At 68.7% G+C, this 16,326-nt stretch carries 15 protein-coding genes, 2 pseudogenes and 1 riboswitch; of the genes and pseudogenes, 13 read left to right on the top strand and 4 right to left on the bottom strand.

Annotation, left to right across the window (positions count from 1 at the left end; translation table 11 throughout):
- Positions 1 to 248: 248 nt before the first annotated feature.
- The 6 genes from G9373_RS42235 (at position 249) to G9373_RS42210 (ending at position 5,636) form a co-directional block, all read left to right on the top strand.
- Positions 249 to 1,622, top strand: coding sequence for an FAD-linked oxidase C-terminal domain-containing protein (locus G9373_RS42235; protein ID WP_065491844.1), 1,374 nt, complete (start codon positions 249 to 251; stop codon positions 1,620 to 1,622).
- A gap of 182 nt (positions 1,623 to 1,804) precedes the next feature.
- Positions 1,805 to 2,920, top strand: a complete 1,116-nt coding sequence (locus G9373_RS42230) for a DUF4185 domain-containing protein (RefSeq protein ID WP_182625218.1) — start codon at positions 1,805 to 1,807, stop codon at positions 2,918 to 2,920.
- A gap of 65 nt (positions 2,921 to 2,985) precedes the next feature.
- The gene (locus tag G9373_RS42225; protein WP_005252788.1) at positions 2,986 to 3,261 is read left to right on the top strand and encodes a GNAT family N-acetyltransferase; all 276 of its coding nucleotides are present in this window, start codon (positions 2,986 to 2,988) and stop codon (positions 3,259 to 3,261) included.
- Positions 3,245 to 3,787 carry a DUF3558 domain-containing protein gene (locus G9373_RS42220; RefSeq protein WP_120660592.1) on the top strand — a complete coding sequence of 181 codons (543 nt, stop codon included), beginning with the start codon at positions 3,245 to 3,247 and terminating at the stop codon, positions 3,785 to 3,787. The genes G9373_RS42225 and G9373_RS42220 overlap by 17 nt, the downstream gene beginning before the upstream one ends.
- Positions 3,784 to 4,311, top strand: a complete 528-nt coding sequence (locus G9373_RS42215; RefSeq protein ID WP_005566685.1) for a DUF3558 domain-containing protein — start codon at positions 3,784 to 3,786, stop codon at positions 4,309 to 4,311. Before G9373_RS42220 ends, G9373_RS42215 begins: the two co-directional genes overlap by 4 nt.
- Before the next feature lie 83 nt (positions 4,312 to 4,394).
- The gene (locus G9373_RS42210; RefSeq protein ID WP_133984708.1) at positions 4,395 to 5,636 is read left to right on the top strand and encodes an MFS transporter; all 1,242 of its coding nucleotides are present in this window, start codon (positions 4,395 to 4,397) and stop codon (positions 5,634 to 5,636) included.
- Here the strand turns inward: G9373_RS42210 and G9373_RS42205 are convergent.
- Complete coding sequence (locus tag G9373_RS42205) at positions 5,629 to 7,182, bottom strand: carboxylesterase/lipase family protein (RefSeq protein WP_005566683.1); 1,554 nt, start codon at positions 7,180 to 7,182, stop codon at positions 5,629 to 5,631. The genes G9373_RS42210 and G9373_RS42205 overlap by 8 nt on opposite strands.
- Positions 7,183 to 7,294: 112 nt before the next feature.
- Here G9373_RS42205 and G9373_RS42200 point away from each other — a divergent pair, with 112 nt between their 5' ends.
- The 5 genes from G9373_RS42200 (at position 7,295) to G9373_RS42180 (ending at position 11,470) form a co-directional block, all read left to right on the top strand.
- A complete protein-coding gene (locus G9373_RS42200; protein ID WP_054248573.1) occupies positions 7,295 to 7,972 on the top strand; it encodes an NUDIX domain-containing protein in 678 nt (225 codons plus the stop codon).
- 57 nt (positions 7,973 to 8,029) lie between these two features.
- A riboswitch (TPP riboswitch) is annotated at positions 8,030 to 8,125 on the top strand.
- On the top strand, positions 8,119 to 8,841 hold the full coding sequence (locus G9373_RS42195) for a TenA family protein (RefSeq protein WP_005570523.1): 723 nt from the start codon (positions 8,119 to 8,121) through the stop codon (positions 8,839 to 8,841). Its footprint overlaps the riboswitch before it by 7 nt.
- Positions 8,826 to 9,866, top strand: coding sequence for an ABC transporter substrate-binding protein (locus tag G9373_RS42190; protein WP_065491850.1), 1,041 nt, complete (start codon positions 8,826 to 8,828; stop codon positions 9,864 to 9,866). The genes G9373_RS42195 and G9373_RS42190 overlap by 16 nt, the downstream gene beginning before the upstream one ends.
- Positions 9,844 to 10,665, top strand: coding sequence for an ABC transporter permease (locus G9373_RS42185; RefSeq protein WP_005570525.1), 822 nt, complete (start codon positions 9,844 to 9,846; stop codon positions 10,663 to 10,665). Before G9373_RS42190 ends, G9373_RS42185 begins: the two co-directional genes overlap by 23 nt.
- The gene (locus tag G9373_RS42180) at positions 10,658 to 11,470 is read left to right on the top strand and encodes an ABC transporter ATP-binding protein (RefSeq protein ID WP_005570526.1); all 813 of its coding nucleotides are present in this window, start codon (positions 10,658 to 10,660) and stop codon (positions 11,468 to 11,470) included. The genes G9373_RS42185 and G9373_RS42180 overlap by 8 nt, the downstream gene beginning before the upstream one ends.
- Positions 11,471 to 11,483: 13 nt before the next feature.
- On the opposite strand, the gene G9373_RS42175 is transcribed toward G9373_RS42180, so the two are convergent.
- The gene (locus tag G9373_RS42175; RefSeq protein WP_039952828.1) at positions 11,484 to 12,839 is read right to left on the bottom strand and encodes a wax ester/triacylglycerol synthase family O-acyltransferase; all 1,356 of its coding nucleotides are present in this window, start codon (positions 12,837 to 12,839) and stop codon (positions 11,484 to 11,486) included.
- A gap of 177 nt (positions 12,840 to 13,016) precedes the next feature.
- Here G9373_RS42175 and G9373_RS42170 point away from each other — a divergent pair, with 177 nt between their 5' ends.
- Entirely contained in the window at positions 13,017 to 14,006 is a 990-nt protein-coding gene (locus tag G9373_RS42170) for an alpha/beta hydrolase (protein ID WP_043791921.1), read from the top strand.
- Positions 14,007 to 14,027: 21 nt separating this feature from the next.
- On the opposite strand, the gene G9373_RS42165 is transcribed toward G9373_RS42170, so the two are convergent.
- A complete protein-coding gene (locus tag G9373_RS42165) occupies positions 14,028 to 14,360 on the bottom strand; it encodes a ferredoxin family protein (RefSeq protein WP_054248575.1) in 333 nt (110 codons plus the stop codon).
- A pseudogene (locus G9373_RS42160) lies at positions 14,357 to 15,735 on the bottom strand (FAD-binding protein). Before G9373_RS42160 ends, G9373_RS42165 begins: the two are co-directional and overlap by 4 nt.
- A 289-nt stretch (positions 15,736 to 16,024) precedes the next feature.
- Here G9373_RS42160 and G9373_RS42155 point away from each other — a divergent pair.
- Positions 16,025 to 16,326: pseudogene (locus G9373_RS42155) on the top strand (hypothetical protein); the annotation flags it as partial.

Here is a 16,326-nt window from a genome sequence, read left to right as displayed (position 1 = left end):
TTGCATACCCCACCGCCGGGACCCCGGAAAAAATTCACCCCCCTGATCCCACATCGTGAGACTCCTACGCGTAAGTAACTAACAGATGGACTATTGGGGTCTCGCTTCCAGGCCGAACGTCCAGGTTGGAGCGATATCCGAACAATCGGGTCGGAATCGGTTCAGTTGGACGCCTGACCAATTCGAGGACACCCGTGGCCCGCTGGGTTACCGTCGGGGCCTCCGACACCCGCATTTCAGGAGTCACGATGACGGTCACCGACGACGTACTCGCGACGCTCGCCGCCGCGCTCCCCCAGGGATGCCTCGTCACCGATCCGGACATCCTGGTCTCCTACCGCCAGGACTGGGCGCGCGATCCCGACGCCGTCCTCCCCCTCGCCGTCGCCCGTCCGACGACCACCGAGGAAGTCCAGGTGGTGATGCGCTGGGCGACCGAGCACCGGGTACCGGTGATCCCGCGCGGTGCGGGATCCGGGCTCAGCGGCGGCGCCACCGCCGTGGCGGGCTGCGTGGTGGTCAGCACCGAGCGAATGCGCCGGATCGAGGTGGACCCGGTGACGCGGATCGCCGTCGTCGAACCGGGACTGCTCAACGCGGAGGTCAAGGCCGCGGCCGCCGAGCACGGGCTCTGGTATCCACCGGATCCGTCGTCGTTCGAGATGTGCTCGATCGGCGGCAACGTCGCGACCAACGCCGGCGGCCTGTGCTGCGTCAAGTACGGCGTCACCACCGACTACGTCCTCGCATTGCGCGTCGTTCTCGCGGACGGGACGGACGTGCGCCTGGGCGGGCCGCGACTGAAGGACGTGGCAGGCCTGTCGCTGACCAAGCTGTTCGTCGGGAGCGAGGGAACTCTCGGCATCGTCACGGAGGCGACGCTGAGGCTGATCCCGGCCCAGCCGCCGTCGAGCACCCTCGTCGCGTCGTTCGCCTCCGTCCAGGCCGCCGCCGACACCGTACTGGCCATCACCCGCACGCTGCGGCCGTCGATGCTCGAATTCATGGACCGCACCTCCATCGGCGCCGTCGAGGACGCGCTGAAGATGGGCCTGGACCGGACGGCGGAGGCGATGCTCATCGCGCGTTCGGACGCGCCCGGTGCGATTGCGGCCGAAGAGATTTCCGTGATGGCGGACGCGTGCACGGTGAACGGCGCATCCGAGGTCTTCACCACCGACGACCCAGACGAGGGCGAAGCCTTCGCCGCGGCAAGACGATTCGCCATCCCCGCGGTCGAGAGGCTCGGCAGCCTGCTCCTCGAGGATGTCGGGGTCCCGCTCCCGAAACTTCCTGCGCTGGTGGAGGGAATCGCGGCGATCTCCCGCGAGCGTGACGTGATGGTCGCGGTGATCGCGCACGCCGGCGACGGAAACACGCACCCGCTCATCGTGTTCGATCCCGAGGACGCCGCAATGGCCGAGCGTGCTCACCTCGCCTTCGGCGAGATCATGGACCTCGCACTCTCTCTCGGCGGCACGATCACCGGCGAGCACGGTGTCGGCCGGTTGAAGAAGGCCTGGCTGCCCGACCAGTTGGGCGAGGACGTCATGGAATTGACGCAGCGGATCAAGAACGCACTGGACCCGCTGGGGATCCTCAACCCCGGAGCGATCCTGTAGCTACTCGGGCCGGGTGCGATACCCAATGGTTACCCTAGGGGCTGGTGTGACAGGTGAGGTATTGCTAGCGTGACCGGACCCGACTCGATTCCTCGCAGAGAGGTGCGCTCGTGACCAGACTCCGCCGTGTCGCCTCCCTGGCGATGCCCGCCTTACTCGCTTCTACCTGCACGTTTTTCACGATGACGCCCCCTGTTGCGGCGGCGGCTCCGTGCCTCGGAACCGGCAGCCTCGGCTCGAGCGGCTCGAATCAGGGCATCAACCCCATTCCCTGGCTCAACGGAAGCGACGGTCGCCTTCCCGAGCTACGTGGCAAAACTCAGGCTATCGCGCACATCACCGGTCCGCGCAGCTCCAACGACACGATCGGCAGGTTCCGGGTGCTCGGCACCGACCTCGGCATCATGTGGGACAACGGCGGAGGTGAGATCCTCACGGCGTTCGGTGACACCGTCGGACTGAGCGACAATCCGCTGTGCGGTCTGGTCGGCGACTGGCGCAGCAACATCCTGTTGCGCAGCTCCGACAAGGACCTCACCGACGGGATGGGCATCGACAATTCCCCGGTCGATACCCCGAACCATTCCAAGGAGATCATCCAGAGCAAGAAGATCCCGGGTGTGGAGCAGACCGTCATCCCCACCACCGGCATCTCGGTCGGCGAGGGTCCCGGCGCGACGCAGTACATCAACTACATGTCCGTGCGGAGCTGGGGCGCCCCCGGCGAGTGGGACACCAACGCGTCCGGCATCGCATACTCCGTGGACAACGGCGAGAACTGGGTCACCGACCCCCTGACGCTGCGGCCCAACGTGCCCGGCACGGGCGCCGAGAACTTCCAGATGGGCTCGTACGTCAAGCACGACGGATTCGTCTACGCGTTCGGCACGCCGTCGGGTCGCTCCGGCGACGCCCGGTTGTCGCGGGTGAAGGAAGCGGACATCCGGAACCTCACGCTGTACGAGTACTGGGACGGCAAGGCGTGGGTGAAGGCCAACGCCACCGTCGCCGCACCGGTCATCCCCGGACCCGTCAGCGAGTTGTCGGTGCAGTTCAACCAGTACCTCGGTCAGTTCGTGGCGATGTACACCGACGCCGGCAATTCGGTGGTCATGCGCCGGTCCGACCATCTCGAATCCGGCTGGAGCGAACCCGAGGTGCTCGTGAGCAGCCGGGACGTGCCCGAGTTGTACGGCGCGTACATGCACCCGTGGTCGCAGGGATCCGATCTGTATTTCCTGGCTACCACCTGGTCGGACTACAACGTCATGCTGCTGCGCACCAACCTCGCGGACTGACGGTAATCTGCGGGTGACAGCGTGCGCGGGACAGCGCGCACGCCACACGAGCAGAGGAGCGGTCTGTGGCGGCCACGGTGGAGCACGACGTGTCGGAATCCCGGTTCGAGATCTACCTCGACGGTCAGCTGGCCGGATACGCCGACTATTTCGAGCGGAACGGTGCCCGCGACTTCCACCACACCGTGACGTACCCCCAGTTCCGTGGTCAGGGTCTGGCCGCGGAGGTGGTGAAGGCCGCCCTCGACGACACGAAGGCCAGCGGGCTCACCGTGATTCCGTCGTGCTCGTACGTCGAGAAGTACATCGCCGAGAATCCGAGCTATGCGGAGCTCGTCTGATCCGGTCCGCCTGACCGTCCGCGCGACATGTGTGGTCGCCGCGGCGGTCGTGCTGGCCGGCTGCGGTGCCGGCGACGGTTCCGAGACCGCTCCGGCGGCGTCCGCGCCGACGACGTCGGTGTCCGCGCAGCCCGGCGCGTTCGTGGGGGAATGCGGCTCGCTGACCGACGCCGAGGTGTACGAGCGGGCCGGGATCACCGGGCTCACCCCGGTGTCGCGCAACGGCATCAAGTGCCGGTGGGAAGCGGACGGCGGCGAACGGTACGTGATGTTCACCTGGTACCGCGGTAGCCCCATCGATCGGGAACGGTCGGTGGCCAAGGGCATCGGTCACGAGGTCCACGACCTCGAGATCGCCGGGCACCGCGGGTTCTCCTCGCAGAACGTCGGGTTCTGCGAGGTCGCGCTGGGCACCGGTTCCGACTTCGTGCACTGGCTGGTCCGCTACGGCACGGGCAACGCGCCCTCCGATCCGTGCGCGGCCCCGACCGCGCTCGGCCGGCTGACGTTGGAGAAGGTCAGGTGAGCGCCGCCCGCCGGCTCGCCGCGGCGGTGGCGTCCGCGGTGGTGCTCGCCGGCTGCGGCACCTCCGTCACCGGCAGTCCCCTGCCCGAGGGCGCGGCCGCCTCCGAAGACGGCGGCTCACCGCAGTTCGACAAGCTCCTCCGCGAGTGCGACGCCGTCCCCAACGACAAGATCGCGGAGACCCTCCACGGCGCCGGCATCGACCAGTATTTCTTCGGCGCGGTGTGCATGTGGACGGTGTCGTCCGCCGCCGGATCCATCGACGTCACGTTCGGCTGGTTCGAGAACAACTCGCTGCAACGGGAGCGGAGTGTGGCGGACCAGCTGGGCTATCAGGTGGAAACCACGTCGATCGCGGGCACGTCGGCGTTCAGCGCCCGGCGTCCGGGTGATTCGGCGACGTGCGGGATCACCGCCGCCTACTCCGGTGTCATCACGTGGTGGGTGCAGCAGCGGTCTGGTACCGGCGACCCGTGCGACGGTGCGCGCACCCTCGCCGAACTGACCCTGCAACGCAACCAGTAGCGGCCGAAATTCGCTCGCGGTGGCCACGACCTCGCTGTTAGCGTCGAAGGACCACCGATCGAGCCGACCAGAGGACCCTTGCCGTGACCGCCACCGAGACGGCCGTGCCTCGCCGGTTCGGGCCCCTGATCCTCTTGAACCTCGCGACGCTGTTCTCGTCCACGGGCAACGGCATCGCGATCGTCGTGCTGCCCTGGCTCGTGCTCGAGAGGACCGGTCGCGCGTCGGACGCCGCGATCGTCGCGGGCGCGGCCACCCTCCCGCTGCTGGTGTCGAGCCTGTTCGCGGGCACGTTCGTCGACCTGTTCGGACGTCGCCGCACGTCGATGATCTCCGACTGCCTGTCTGCCCTGTCCGTGGCGGCCATCCCGGTGATCGCGAACACGACGGGCCTCACCGTGACGGTGATCGCCGTCCTCGCCGCGATCGGCGCCGCGTTCGATCCGGCCGGGATCGCGGCGCGGGAGTCGATGCTGCCCGCCGCCACGAAGTCGGCGGGGTGGTCCCTCGACCGGATGAACAGCCTCTACGAGGCGAACTACAACGTGGCGTATCTCGTCGGTCCGGGCATCGGCGGTGTCCTCATCGCGACGGTGGGTGCGGTGAACACGTTGTGGGTCACCGCCGTCGGCTTCGTGCTGTCCGTGGTCACCATCGCGTTCCTGCGACTGGAGAACGCCGGCAGACCCGACACGTCCACGCGCCCGACGTCCATCTGGCACGGCACGCTCGAGGGGCTGAAGTTCGTGTGGCACAACCGGCTCCTGCGGACGATCGCGCTCGTGGACATGGCGGTGGTCGCGCTGTACATGCCCGTCGAATCGGTGGTGTTCCCGGTGTACTTCACCGAACTCGACAAGCCCGCCCAGCTGGGTTCGGTGCTGATGGCGCTCAGTATCGGCGGCGTGGTGGGCGCCCTCGCGTACGGACCGCTCGCGCCGTTCGTGTCGCGCAGGACGCTGATGGTGGTGGCGGTGACGGTGCTGGGCGCGGCCATGGTCGCGATGGCTTTCCTGCCGCCGCTGTGGGCGATTCTGGCGCTGGCCCTCCTCCAGGGTCTCGTGTTCGGTCCGGTCGGCCCGATCGCCAACTACGCCATGCAGACTCGCAGCCCGGAGCACATGCGTGGTCGGGTCACCGGCGTCATGACGTCCACCGCGTACGCCGCGGGCCCGCTGGGCTACCTGCTGGCCGGTCCCCTCCTCGACAAGTGGGGAATCCAGCCGACGTTCTTCGTGCTCGCGATCCCGGTCCTGATCATCGGGCTGGCCTGCTTCGCGCTGCCCGTCCTGAAGGAACTCGACGACAAGGTGCCCGTCAGTTGAAGCCCATGACGTCGTTGCCCCAGGCGATCCGCATCTCGTGGTCCGGGTCCTTCACGAGGGTGTCCGCGCCGTCGATCAGCAACGTCGAGCGGTTCTCCTCGTCGTAGGGGGCCCAGTGCTTGGACCCGTCCAGCGCGGCGGGGACACCGTGCCGCGCGAACGCGAGCCACCGGCGCTGGATCCGGCCCGACACCTCGAGCGCCGTCTTCCGGCCGCCGAGCCAAAACGTCGGGTCGATGTTGAGGGTGTCGAAATTGCCGAAGACGTACGGGAGTTCGGTGGCGTGGCCGGCTCCGATCCGTGCGGCCTTGAGCATCGGCGTGGCCTGATCGAACCGGTACATCCACGTCGGCGAGTGCCGGCTGTGGGCGTCGGCCACCCACAGGGCGGGCATCCGGAACGCGGCGTCCCGCGACATCGCGAGCGCGCCCTTCGCTTTTCCGCGGTCCGGGTACGCCGACAGGATGTCGGCGAGGCGAGCGGCGGGCAGTTCCGGGTGATCGGTCGCGATCGCCCTCAGCATCTCCTGCACCGAATCCGAAGTGACCGGCAGCAGAGGCGATTTCATGAACTTGAAGATCGACGACTCGTCCTTGTTGGAACCGATGATGAGGGGGATGCGGTGCGAGTAGCCCTTCTGGAACGCGGCCACCGGGTAGCGGGGCAGGAAGTCGCGGTCCACCACGGGTGCCATGGCGAGCGTGCCCGGGATCCTCGTCGGAACCTCGTTGACGAGTGTGTCGCTGGCCTCGATCACCGTGCGGTACGGAAGGTGCAGCAGTGTGTCGATCTGCCCGGGTTCCACCTCGAGGATGTCGAGGAACTGTTTCGCGACGGTGGCCGCCCGCTCACTCCCGTAGACCGACGTGGCGGGCGGACTCTGGGCGATCGCGCGGTGGAACAGCCCCTCGGCGCTCGGACACGTCATCAGCGTGGTGATCGACCCGGCTCCGGACGACTCGCCGAACACCGTCACCTCGTCCGGGTCACCGCCGAACGATGCGATGTTGTCGCGCACCCATGCGAGGGCCGCGACCTGGTCACGCAGCCCGCAGTTGGTCTCGAACACCCGCTCGGCCGTCGAGAACGACGACAGGTCGAGGAAGCCGAGCGCTCCCACCCGGTAGTTGAACGAGACCAGCACGACGTCGCCGAGGGTGGACAGGATGCGCCCGTTGTAGATGCCCTGGGCTGCGGTTCCCAGGCAGTAGGCACCGCCGTGGATCCACACCATCACCGGCCGCGGAGTGCCGTCGGGTCTCGGGGCCCAGACGTTGACGGACAGGCAGTCCTCGTCCATCTCGAGTCCCGCATCGATGGGGACGGCGGTTCCGTGCCCCTGCGGCGCCATCGGGCCGAAGTCGACGCAGTCGCGCACACCTTCCCACGGTGCGGGCGGGACCGGCGCGCGAAACCGCAGGTCGCCGACGGGCGCCGCGGCGAACGGAATGCCCTTCCACGCGTAGACGTCGCCCTCGGGATAGCCACGCACGTCGCCGTCCCGGGCACGGACGACGAGCGTGTCGCCGGACTTGTCGACCTCCACGGACGAATCTCCTCACGCAGCACGTACCGGGAATCTCTCGCCAAACTACCAACGATGAGCAGGCAGGACCGATTGAACGCGAGATAGATCAACCGTGCGCTAACATTCCTGCGTGGCCGCATGGACTGATTCCGACGGCAAGAGCCTCCTCGACTATCCGCGCCCCTCCGTGGCGGTCGACGTCGCCGTCCTCACCGTCGACGGAACGGAACTGAAAGTGATTGTGGTTCCACGCCGTTCAGGCCACTTCACCCTTCCCGGCACCTTCCTCCACGAGGGTGAACGACTGCGGGACGCCGCCGAGCGGTGCCTGCACACCACGGCCGGGCTGACGGGCACCGAATTCCATCAGCTGGCGATGCTCGACGACCCCGACCGCGACGATCGCGGGTGGGTGCTGTCGATGACGCACGGCGCCGCGCTGCCCCGCACAGCGCTCCCCCGCGACACGATGCTGATCACCGTCGACGACGACCGGGTGACGCAGGAGATGGCGTTCGACCACGCGGACGTCGTCGCCCTCGCCGTCGCCGACCTGCGCGAGCGGTACGCGCGGGCCGTCGACCCGTCCGGCCTGGCCGGCGACACGTTCACGGTGCTCGAACTCCGCCGGGTGTACGAGGTGGTGTTCGGACGTCCCCTGCCGAAGGACTCGTTCCGGCGCCACATGATGCCGGCCCTCGAGAACACCGGCGACATGGCCGTCGTCGGGACCGGCCGGCCCGCGGAGATCTACCGGCGCGGCCCCGCGTCTCTCCCGCCGACCGCGGCCGCGTTCCTCGCCGGCTGAGCCCGTCGACCGACCCGGGCCTTTCCGCCCGCGGCACGGCCGGTGCTAGGGTCGGCTTGTTCTGACACGGGGTGCTCCGCACAGGCGGGGCTGAGAACACACCCGGGAACCTGCTCAGGTAATGCTGACGAAGGGATGTCAACGTTGTGAATAGCTCTGTCCACGATGCTGCCGGCACCGGCCAGCACGCCCGATTCACGGACCACTTGTGGGACCGGACCAAGGTGCTGCGCGAGGCGATCGACGAACTCGAGTTCCTGCGCCGCCTCGGCGACGGAACGCTGCCGCTGGACGTGTTCCGCACGTACATCGAGCAGGATTTCCTGTACCTCACCGGGTACGCGAAGGCTCTCTCGCTGGTCGCCGCGCATGCGCCGGGCCCGGTCGAGGCCGGGTTCTGGGCGGGCTCGGCCGCCGAGGCCGCCACGGTCGAGGCGACGCTGCACCAGAATCTGCTGACCAGCGGACGACTCCCCGAGTCGGACGTGGAGCCGCAGCATTCGCCGGCCTGCCTCGGGTACATCTCGTATCTGACGGCCGTCGCCGCCACCGAGCCGTACGCGGTGGCTGCGGCCGCGGTGCTGCCGTGCTTCTGGATCTACGCCGACGTCGGGCACCGGCTCGCGGCGAGCGCCCGTGAGGTGCTCTCCGCCGACCCGTCGCACCCCTACGCACAGTGGGTGACCACCTACGACGCCGAGGAGTTCCACGCCGCCGTCGCGACGGCCCGCGAACTCGTGGACGCCGCGGCCGAGGCCGCGACCGATGCCCAGCGTGAGGCGATGGCGGAGGCGTTCGTGATCGCCAGCCGCTACGAGCACATGTTCTGGGACACCGCTCTCAACAAGCAGGAATGGCCGGCGTCGTGACACTCTTCTCTCGTACCAAGCGCGCTGCCACCGCAGCCGTCGTCCTGGTCTCCGCCCTGTCGCTGCTCACCGGTTGCGCCGGTGACTCGCAGTCCGGCGACACCATCCGGTTCGCACTCGACTGGACACCGAACACCAACCACACCGGTCTGTTCGTCGCCCAGCAGGAAGGCTGGTTCGCGGACGCCGGACTCGACGTGCAGGTGCTGCCCTACAACGACACCTCGCCCGACACCCTGGTCGACGCCGGCAACGCGGAGTTCGGGGTGAGCTTCCAGAGTTCCGCGACGTTCTCGAAGGCCGCGGGCGCACAGACCACGTCGGTGATGGCTCCGCTGCAGCACTGGGCGACGGGCATCGCGGTGAAGGCGGATCGCGCCGACATCACCCGCCCCCGGGATCTGGACGGCAAGATCTACGCCGGGTTCGCGGACCCGGACGGCGAGGAGACGCTGAAGCAGATCATTCGGAACGACGGCGGCAAGGGCGAATTCACCACCGTCACGCTCGGCACCTCGGCGTACGAGGCCGTGTACTCCGGCACCGCCGACTTCACCGTCTCGTTCTTCGGCTGGGAGGGCATCGAGGCCGAGCACCAGGGCACCCCGATGCGCTACTTCCACTACACCGACTACGGCTTCCCGGATGCGTACGCGCTCGTCATCGAGGGCAACGAGCAATGGATGGCCGACCATCCCGAGCAGGCCCGCAAGTTCGTCCAGGCCCTGCAGCGCGGATACCAGTTCGCCGCCGACCAGCCGGACGAGGCCGCACAGATACTGATCGACGCCAACCCCGGCGCCTTCACGGACGAGTCCCTCGTGCGAGAGAGCCAACAGATGCTGTCCTCCGAATACATGAAGGACAGTTCCGGAAAGGTCGGGACACAGACGGCCGAGCAGTGGGCGGGTTACTCCGGTTTCCTGTTCAAGCACGGCCTGCTCACCGGCCCCGACGGGGCACCGCTGACCACGGAACCCGACTGGTCGACGTATTTCACCAATGAGTACCTCGCTCAGCCCTGACCCCAGTCTCCGCACCACGGCCCCGGGCGCGTCCCCGCTGCTGCGGCGGGTGCTGCCCGCGGTCGTGGTCGTGGCGCTGCTGGTCGTCGCATGGCAGGTGTACGTGACGGTCAGCGGTATCCGGCCTCAGGTGCTGCCGTCGCCGCTGCGGGTGGTCCAACAGGGCTGGCGGGCGCGGGACGCCATCTCCGGTCACGCCTCCGCGACACTCCAGGTGACGCTGATCGGGTTCGCCGTCTCCCTGCTCTTCGCGTGGGCGCTCGCCGTGCTCGTGGACTTCTCGCCGTGGCTGCGACGCGCGTTCGTTCCACTGTTCGTCGTGTCGCAGACGCTGCCGATCATCGCGATCGCGCCGCTGATGATCATCTGGTTCGGATTCGGTCTGCTGCCGAAGATTCTCGTGATCGCCCTCGCCACGTTCTTCCCGATGACGATCGGTCTGATCGAGGGTTTCGCCGCGGCCGACCGGGAGGCGGGCGCGTTGTTGCGCAGCATGGGTGCCTCACGATGGCAAGAATTCCGCTACGTGCGGCTTCCGTCGGCGATCCCCCGGTTCTTCACCGCCCTGCGCATCGGCATCACGTACGCCGTGGTGGGCGCCGTGTTCGCCGAATACGTCGGGGCCACGGCCGGTCTCGGCATCTACATGGCGACGCAGAAGAACTCCTTCCGCACCGACCTCGTGCTGGCGGCGGTGCTCGTGACCGCCGTGATCAGCGTCAGCCTCTACCTGCTCACCTTCGCGGTCGAGCGCGTCGTCGCCCCGTGGATCAAGAACGAAAGGGCCCGGCATGAGTGAGACCGCGCGCGTCGCACTGTCCGGTCTGAGCAAGGGGTTCCCGGTCCGCGGCGGCATCCGGCCCGTCCTCGACGACGTCTCGTTCACCGTCGAACCGGGTGAGTTCGTGTCGGTGATCGGCCCGAGCGGGTGCGGGAAGAGCACCGCGTTCTCCATGCTCGCCGGTCTCGACCAACCCGACGCCGGCACCGTCACGATCGGCGGCGAACCGGTGCGTCCCGCGGGGAGTGGCCCCGCGAAGTGCGCGTACATGCCGCAGAAGGACCTGCTGTTCCCGTGGCGCACCGTCCTCGACAACACCACCCTCGGACTCGAGGTGCAGGGCGTGCCCCGGAAGCAGGCGCGGGACAAGGCTCGGGAACTGTTCTCCGTGTTCGGTCTCGGCGGGTTCGAGGACGCCCGCCCCAGCCAACTGTCCGGTGGGATGCGACAGCGGGCCGCGATGCTGCGGACCGTCGTCCAGGACCGTCCGGTGCTGCTGCTCGACGAGCCGTTCGGCGCCCTGGATTCGTTGACCCGCACCGAGATGCAGACCTGGTTGCAGGACGTGTGGCAGCGCTACCGGTGGACCGTGCTGATGATCACCCACGACATCCGGGAGGCCGTCTACCTGTCGGACCGGGTGGTCGTGCTGTCCGCGCGGCCCGCGACCGTGCGGCGCGAGGTGACGGTGGGCCTGCCGCGTCCCCGCGAATTGTCGATGATGACGTCGCCCGAGTTCGCGGACGTCGAACACGAACTGCTCGGGGTGCTCCACGAGGAATCGCGCCGGGCACTCGTCGAGCAGGAGTCGGCCCGGCGCTGAAATACGCGGCCTCTCAGAGCAGTGCCGCCTCGAGTTCGCCGAGAGCCGTCTCGAGATAGAAGAGGATGCGTTGCAGGCTCGGCACCGAGCGGCGGCACCCGATGACACCGAAATCGAGGTTGCCGCCGTTGGTGGTGAGTGTGATGTTGAGTGCCTGCCCGTCCAGCACCACCGACGTGGGGTAGATGCCGTCGAGCCGGGACCCGTTCCAGTACATGGTCTTCCGCGGCCCCGGGACGTTGGAGATGATCACGTTGAACGGTGGCGGCGTGAAGCGGACGAACCCCGGCACGGGCGTCAGGGCGATCGGCGACATGTTGAACGCGGACCACGCCAGCGCCTGCATCGAGGTGAGGCTGCCGAACAGTTCCTTCCCCTGGGACATGGAGGCGGAGATCGCCGTCAGACGCTCGGCCGGGTCGTCGACGTCCGTCGCCAGGTTGCACAACGTGACCCCGACCGCGTTGCCGCCGGCGTCGGCCTTCTGCTCGTCGCGCAGCGACACCGGAACCATCGCGATCAGCGGCTCGTCCGGTAGCGCATTCTGTTCCTCGAGGTACCCCCGCAACGCCCCGGCGCACATGGCCATCACCACGTCGTTGACACTGACCCCCGCCGCCTTCCGCACGGCGTGGACGCGTTCGAGCGGCCACGACTGCGCGGCGAACCGGCGCGCGCCACCGATCGGGACGTTCAGCATGGTGCGGGGCGCCTCGTACGGGAACCTCATGTCGTGCTGCCCCATCGCGGTGCGGGCGATGCGCAGCGACGCCGGTGCGAGACCGGCCACCTCACCGACCGTGCGACGGACCCCGTTCACCACCGACCAGAGGTCGGGGGCGGCTCCGTTGGCCGACGCTCTTCGCGGCAGGTTCCACGGCGGCGGTGCGTCGCGCACATCCGGGTCGGTCGACAGCGTCCGCATCAGCAGCCGCAGCCCGGAGACCCCGTCCATCAGCGAGTGGTGCAGCTTGGTGTAGATGGCGAACCGGCCGTCGCCGAGACCCTCGATCAGATACATCTCCCACAGCGGGCGATGACGGTCCAGGAGCGTGCCGTGCAACCGGGACGTGAGCGTCAGCAGTTCCCGGACGCGGTACGGGGCCGGGAGGGCCGAATGACGCACGTGGTATTCGAGGTCGACGTCCGACTCGTCGGCCCACCACAGGTTCCCGAGACTGCCGACGGGGCCCGCGGGCTTCTTCCGGAAAGTAGGGTCGACGTCCGTGTGCTTCAGCAGAGTTTCGTGCATCGACTTCACGTAGTCGGGGCCGGCATCCTCCGGCGGTGTGAACAATTCGAGCGATCCCACGTGCATCGGATGCTCTCGCGATTCTCCGAGAAGGAATATCGAATCGGTAACCGGCATGATCCCCACCTGGACGTTCACCCCCGCTCGGTCACTATCCCATTACGACTTTTGCCTGGATGCTACGTCGGGCGTAGCGTCCGTGCGACCAACTTCGATGTAGACCGTACGGCGCAAAGAGGTGGAAACCTAAAGGCAGCATGTCGATGGGCACCGAGGCCGGATCGGAGGCAGGCTATGAGCACTGCGACTTTCGACTTCTGCCCGTCACCCCTCCCGGTGACGCGGCGGGAGTTCGCCGGGACCAGCCTGCAGTCGACGGCCCTCGCGCACACACTTCGCCGCACGGTCCGGCCGTTCCTGGACGGGTGGGCGCGCTACCCCGAACTGCCGTGGCCCGCGGGAGTCGTCGACCTGTTCGGATACTCGCTCGGTCCCATCAGCGGAACCGTGCGCAGGCCCATTCGGCTGCCGAACTGCCGCGCCGAGTGGATCCGGCCCCCGGGTGAGCTCGCCGACCGGGCGATCCTCTACCTCCACGGCGGGGCGTTCCTGTGCTGCGGGATCAACTCCCACCGCCAGATGGTGTCCCGGATCTCGGCGGAGTCGAAGGCGTCGACGCTGAACGTCGCGTACCGGATGATCCCGCGGAACCCCATCAGGGCGGCCGTCGAGGACGGCGTCGACGGGTACCGGTGGCTGCTCTCGCACGGGTACACCGCCGACCGCATCGTCATCGCCGGCGACTCGGCAGGCGGATTCCTGACGTTCATGGTGACGCTCGAAGCCCTGCGCCAGGGGCTGCCGCGTCCCGCCGCCGACGTCGCGCTGTCGCCGCTGACCGACCTCGACCCGGTGAACAAGCTGGCCCATCCCAACGCCGACCTCTGCGCTGTCTTCCCCAAACGCGCGGTCGGTGCCCTGTCCAGGCTGATCGAAAGACTGGACACCAGGGGCGGGCACGAGCCGTCCACGTCACCCGTGGACGGCTCCCTCGCCTCCATGCCGCCGGCGCTGATCCAGACCGGCTCGCGGGAAATGGTGTACGTCGACGCGGAACTGATGTCCGAGCGGCTGTCCCAGGCGGGTGTGCCGTGCGAACTGCAGGTGTGGGAACGGCAGGTGCACGTCTTCCAGGCCGCCGCCGGTCTGCTTCCCGAGGGCACCCGCGCCATCCGCGAGATCGGCCGGTTCATCCGCAAAGCCACACCCGTGAGTACTTCTTAACCGCCGGACGTTAACAAGTACTCACGGGGTGAAGAGGTGGTTCCGGTCGAGTGTGGAACCCGGCGTGCGACGGCCACCCCACCCGATCACGGCGCGGTAGGCGCCGAGCGCCCCGGACTCCGCCAAACCCTCGGCGTCGGTGTGCGTCGAGTCCTCGGGAACCGGGGTGTCGAACGGCGCGACGTACAGCGCGTCGGTGGGACAGTTCGCCTCACACATGAAGCACGTCTGACAGTCCTCCTGGTGCGCGACGACGGGTACCCCGTCCGCGCCGCGACGGAAGACGTCCGTCGGGCAGACCTTGATGCAGATGTCGCATCGCACGCAGCGGTCGGCGACGACGACCTCGATCACGACGCGACCGTCCGGGCCTCGGCGGTGCCGCGTTCCGGCCGCACCCACACCTCGCCCAGTCCGCCCGACAGCGGTCGGCGGGTCTGCGCCGGATCGGCGTCCGGTAGGTCGGTGCGCACGTGCATCCCCCGGGTCTCGGTCCGCGCCAGCGCGGAGTGCGTCGCCCACCGCGCGACGGCGAGCATCGCGGCGGCCGACCGTGCCTGCAGCAGCTCCCGTTCGGTGCCGCCGAGCAGATCGGCGGCACCCGACCACGCCTCGTCGAGGGCTGTCACGCTGTCCTGCAGACTCGTCGCGCTGCGCCGGTAGCTGCGTCGCAGCGGCAGGGTGTGCTCCTGCACGAGTCCGACGATGGAGCGCGACGCCTGCCGGCGGGCCGACGGTCCGCGCAGTCGGTGCCGGCGACCCGGATGCCTCCGGTTCCGCGCACCGTTCCCTCCAGGACTGCCCGCACGGGATACTTCTGCGTGAACGGGTCGATGCCGGCCTTGTCCAGCGGCAGAAAGTAATTCGGTTGCGACGTGCGCATGGCCGCGCGGATGTCGGGCCTGGCTCGGTCCAGACGCGCGTACACGGGGCGGCCGGCGGCGAGGTGCGCCATCGCGGCGCCGCGTGCGGAGAAACCGCCGTCCCCGAGAGTCCGGCCGTCCGCGTCGTAGTACGTGGCGAACTGCATCATCAAACCCTTGCTGTGCCCACTCCACGCCGGTGCCAGCGCGTAGGCCGTCGAGAATTCCATGCCCGAGAATGACGCCCCGACCTCGGCTGCCATCAGGAGTCCGTCGCCGGTGTCGACGTTCGTTCCGAAGCTTCCCGACAGGAATGCGCAGCCGCCGGTCGCCACGACCACTGCCCCGGCACGCACCGACCACGGGGCGTATCCGTTCTGCCGTTGCAGACCCGCGGCACCGGACACGATGCCGTCGCCGGTGGTGAGCAGTTCCAGGGCGGGGCTGTGGTCGAGGATGGTGACCCCGGCGCGGTGCACGCGCCTGCGCATCCGGCGCATGTACTCCGGCCCCTGCAGGCTGGTACGCACCTCCCGGCCGTCGTCGCCGGAGGGAAACCGGTGGTCGGCGCCTGCCAGTTCATCCACCCGGTGGTGGGTTTCCTCGAGCACCCGGTACATCCAGGCCGGCTCGGACAGTCTGCCGCCGTCCTCGAAGCGGGCCTGCACCGACCGTTCGCGTGCAGGCCCGGGCGGGACGTTCCACAGGTTGTTGCCGCCCGACGCGGTGGGGCCGCTGGTGCCGCAGTAGCCCTTGTCGGCGAGGACGACCCGCGCGCCCGCCCGGGCCGCCGCCAGTGCCGCCCACGTTCCGGCGGGTCCGCCGCCGAGGACGAGGACGTCGGCGTCGATCTCGAGCCGGCTCACGAAGCGAACAGCATCGCCGACGCGGCGACGGCCGCCCCGGTTCGTTCGGACAGCGGACGGCGGAACAACCAGTCGAGCAGAGACATCGTTACCCCCGGTCGGAGCGGTATGGACACCGCTCGATCGTCGGCTGACCGGCTCGCCCGAACAAGAGTTCTCGTCAGCGTGCGCCGAACCCCGGCAACCATCCAGCGAACCCGCCCGGACGACTCGTCTTCCGGACACATGCGGCAGCAGGCGGCACCGCCCTCTATGGTGGACGCATTTGCACGCCGAGGACGGGTAGCACATGGACGACAGGACTGTAGCGATCGGGGCACTCGCGATTGCCACCGTGTCGGCGGTCTCCGGCCTGATGATCGGTGCCGCGGGCGGCGCGTTCGGCAACCGCGGGCCGGACGTCGTGCCGCCACCGCTGACGTCGGAGGGCCTGCAGGCCGCCGGGCCCTACAGCGCCGCACCGGCCACCTTCCAGGTGTTCGTCCCGCCGACCCCCACCTGGCAGATGGCCGACCTCACCACCCCACGGGCCGTCACGCTCACCACCGCACCGGCTCCGGTGACCACCGCGCCGCCGCCCGCGCCCTCGAC

It is taken from the genome of Rhodococcus sp. A14 (assembly GCF_011603105.1).
In the GTDB taxonomy this organism is placed as follows: domain Bacteria; phylum Actinomycetota; class Actinomycetes; order Mycobacteriales; family Mycobacteriaceae; genus Rhodococcus_F; species Rhodococcus_F opacus.
This window is presented reverse-complemented; position numbering and strand designations above follow the sequence as displayed.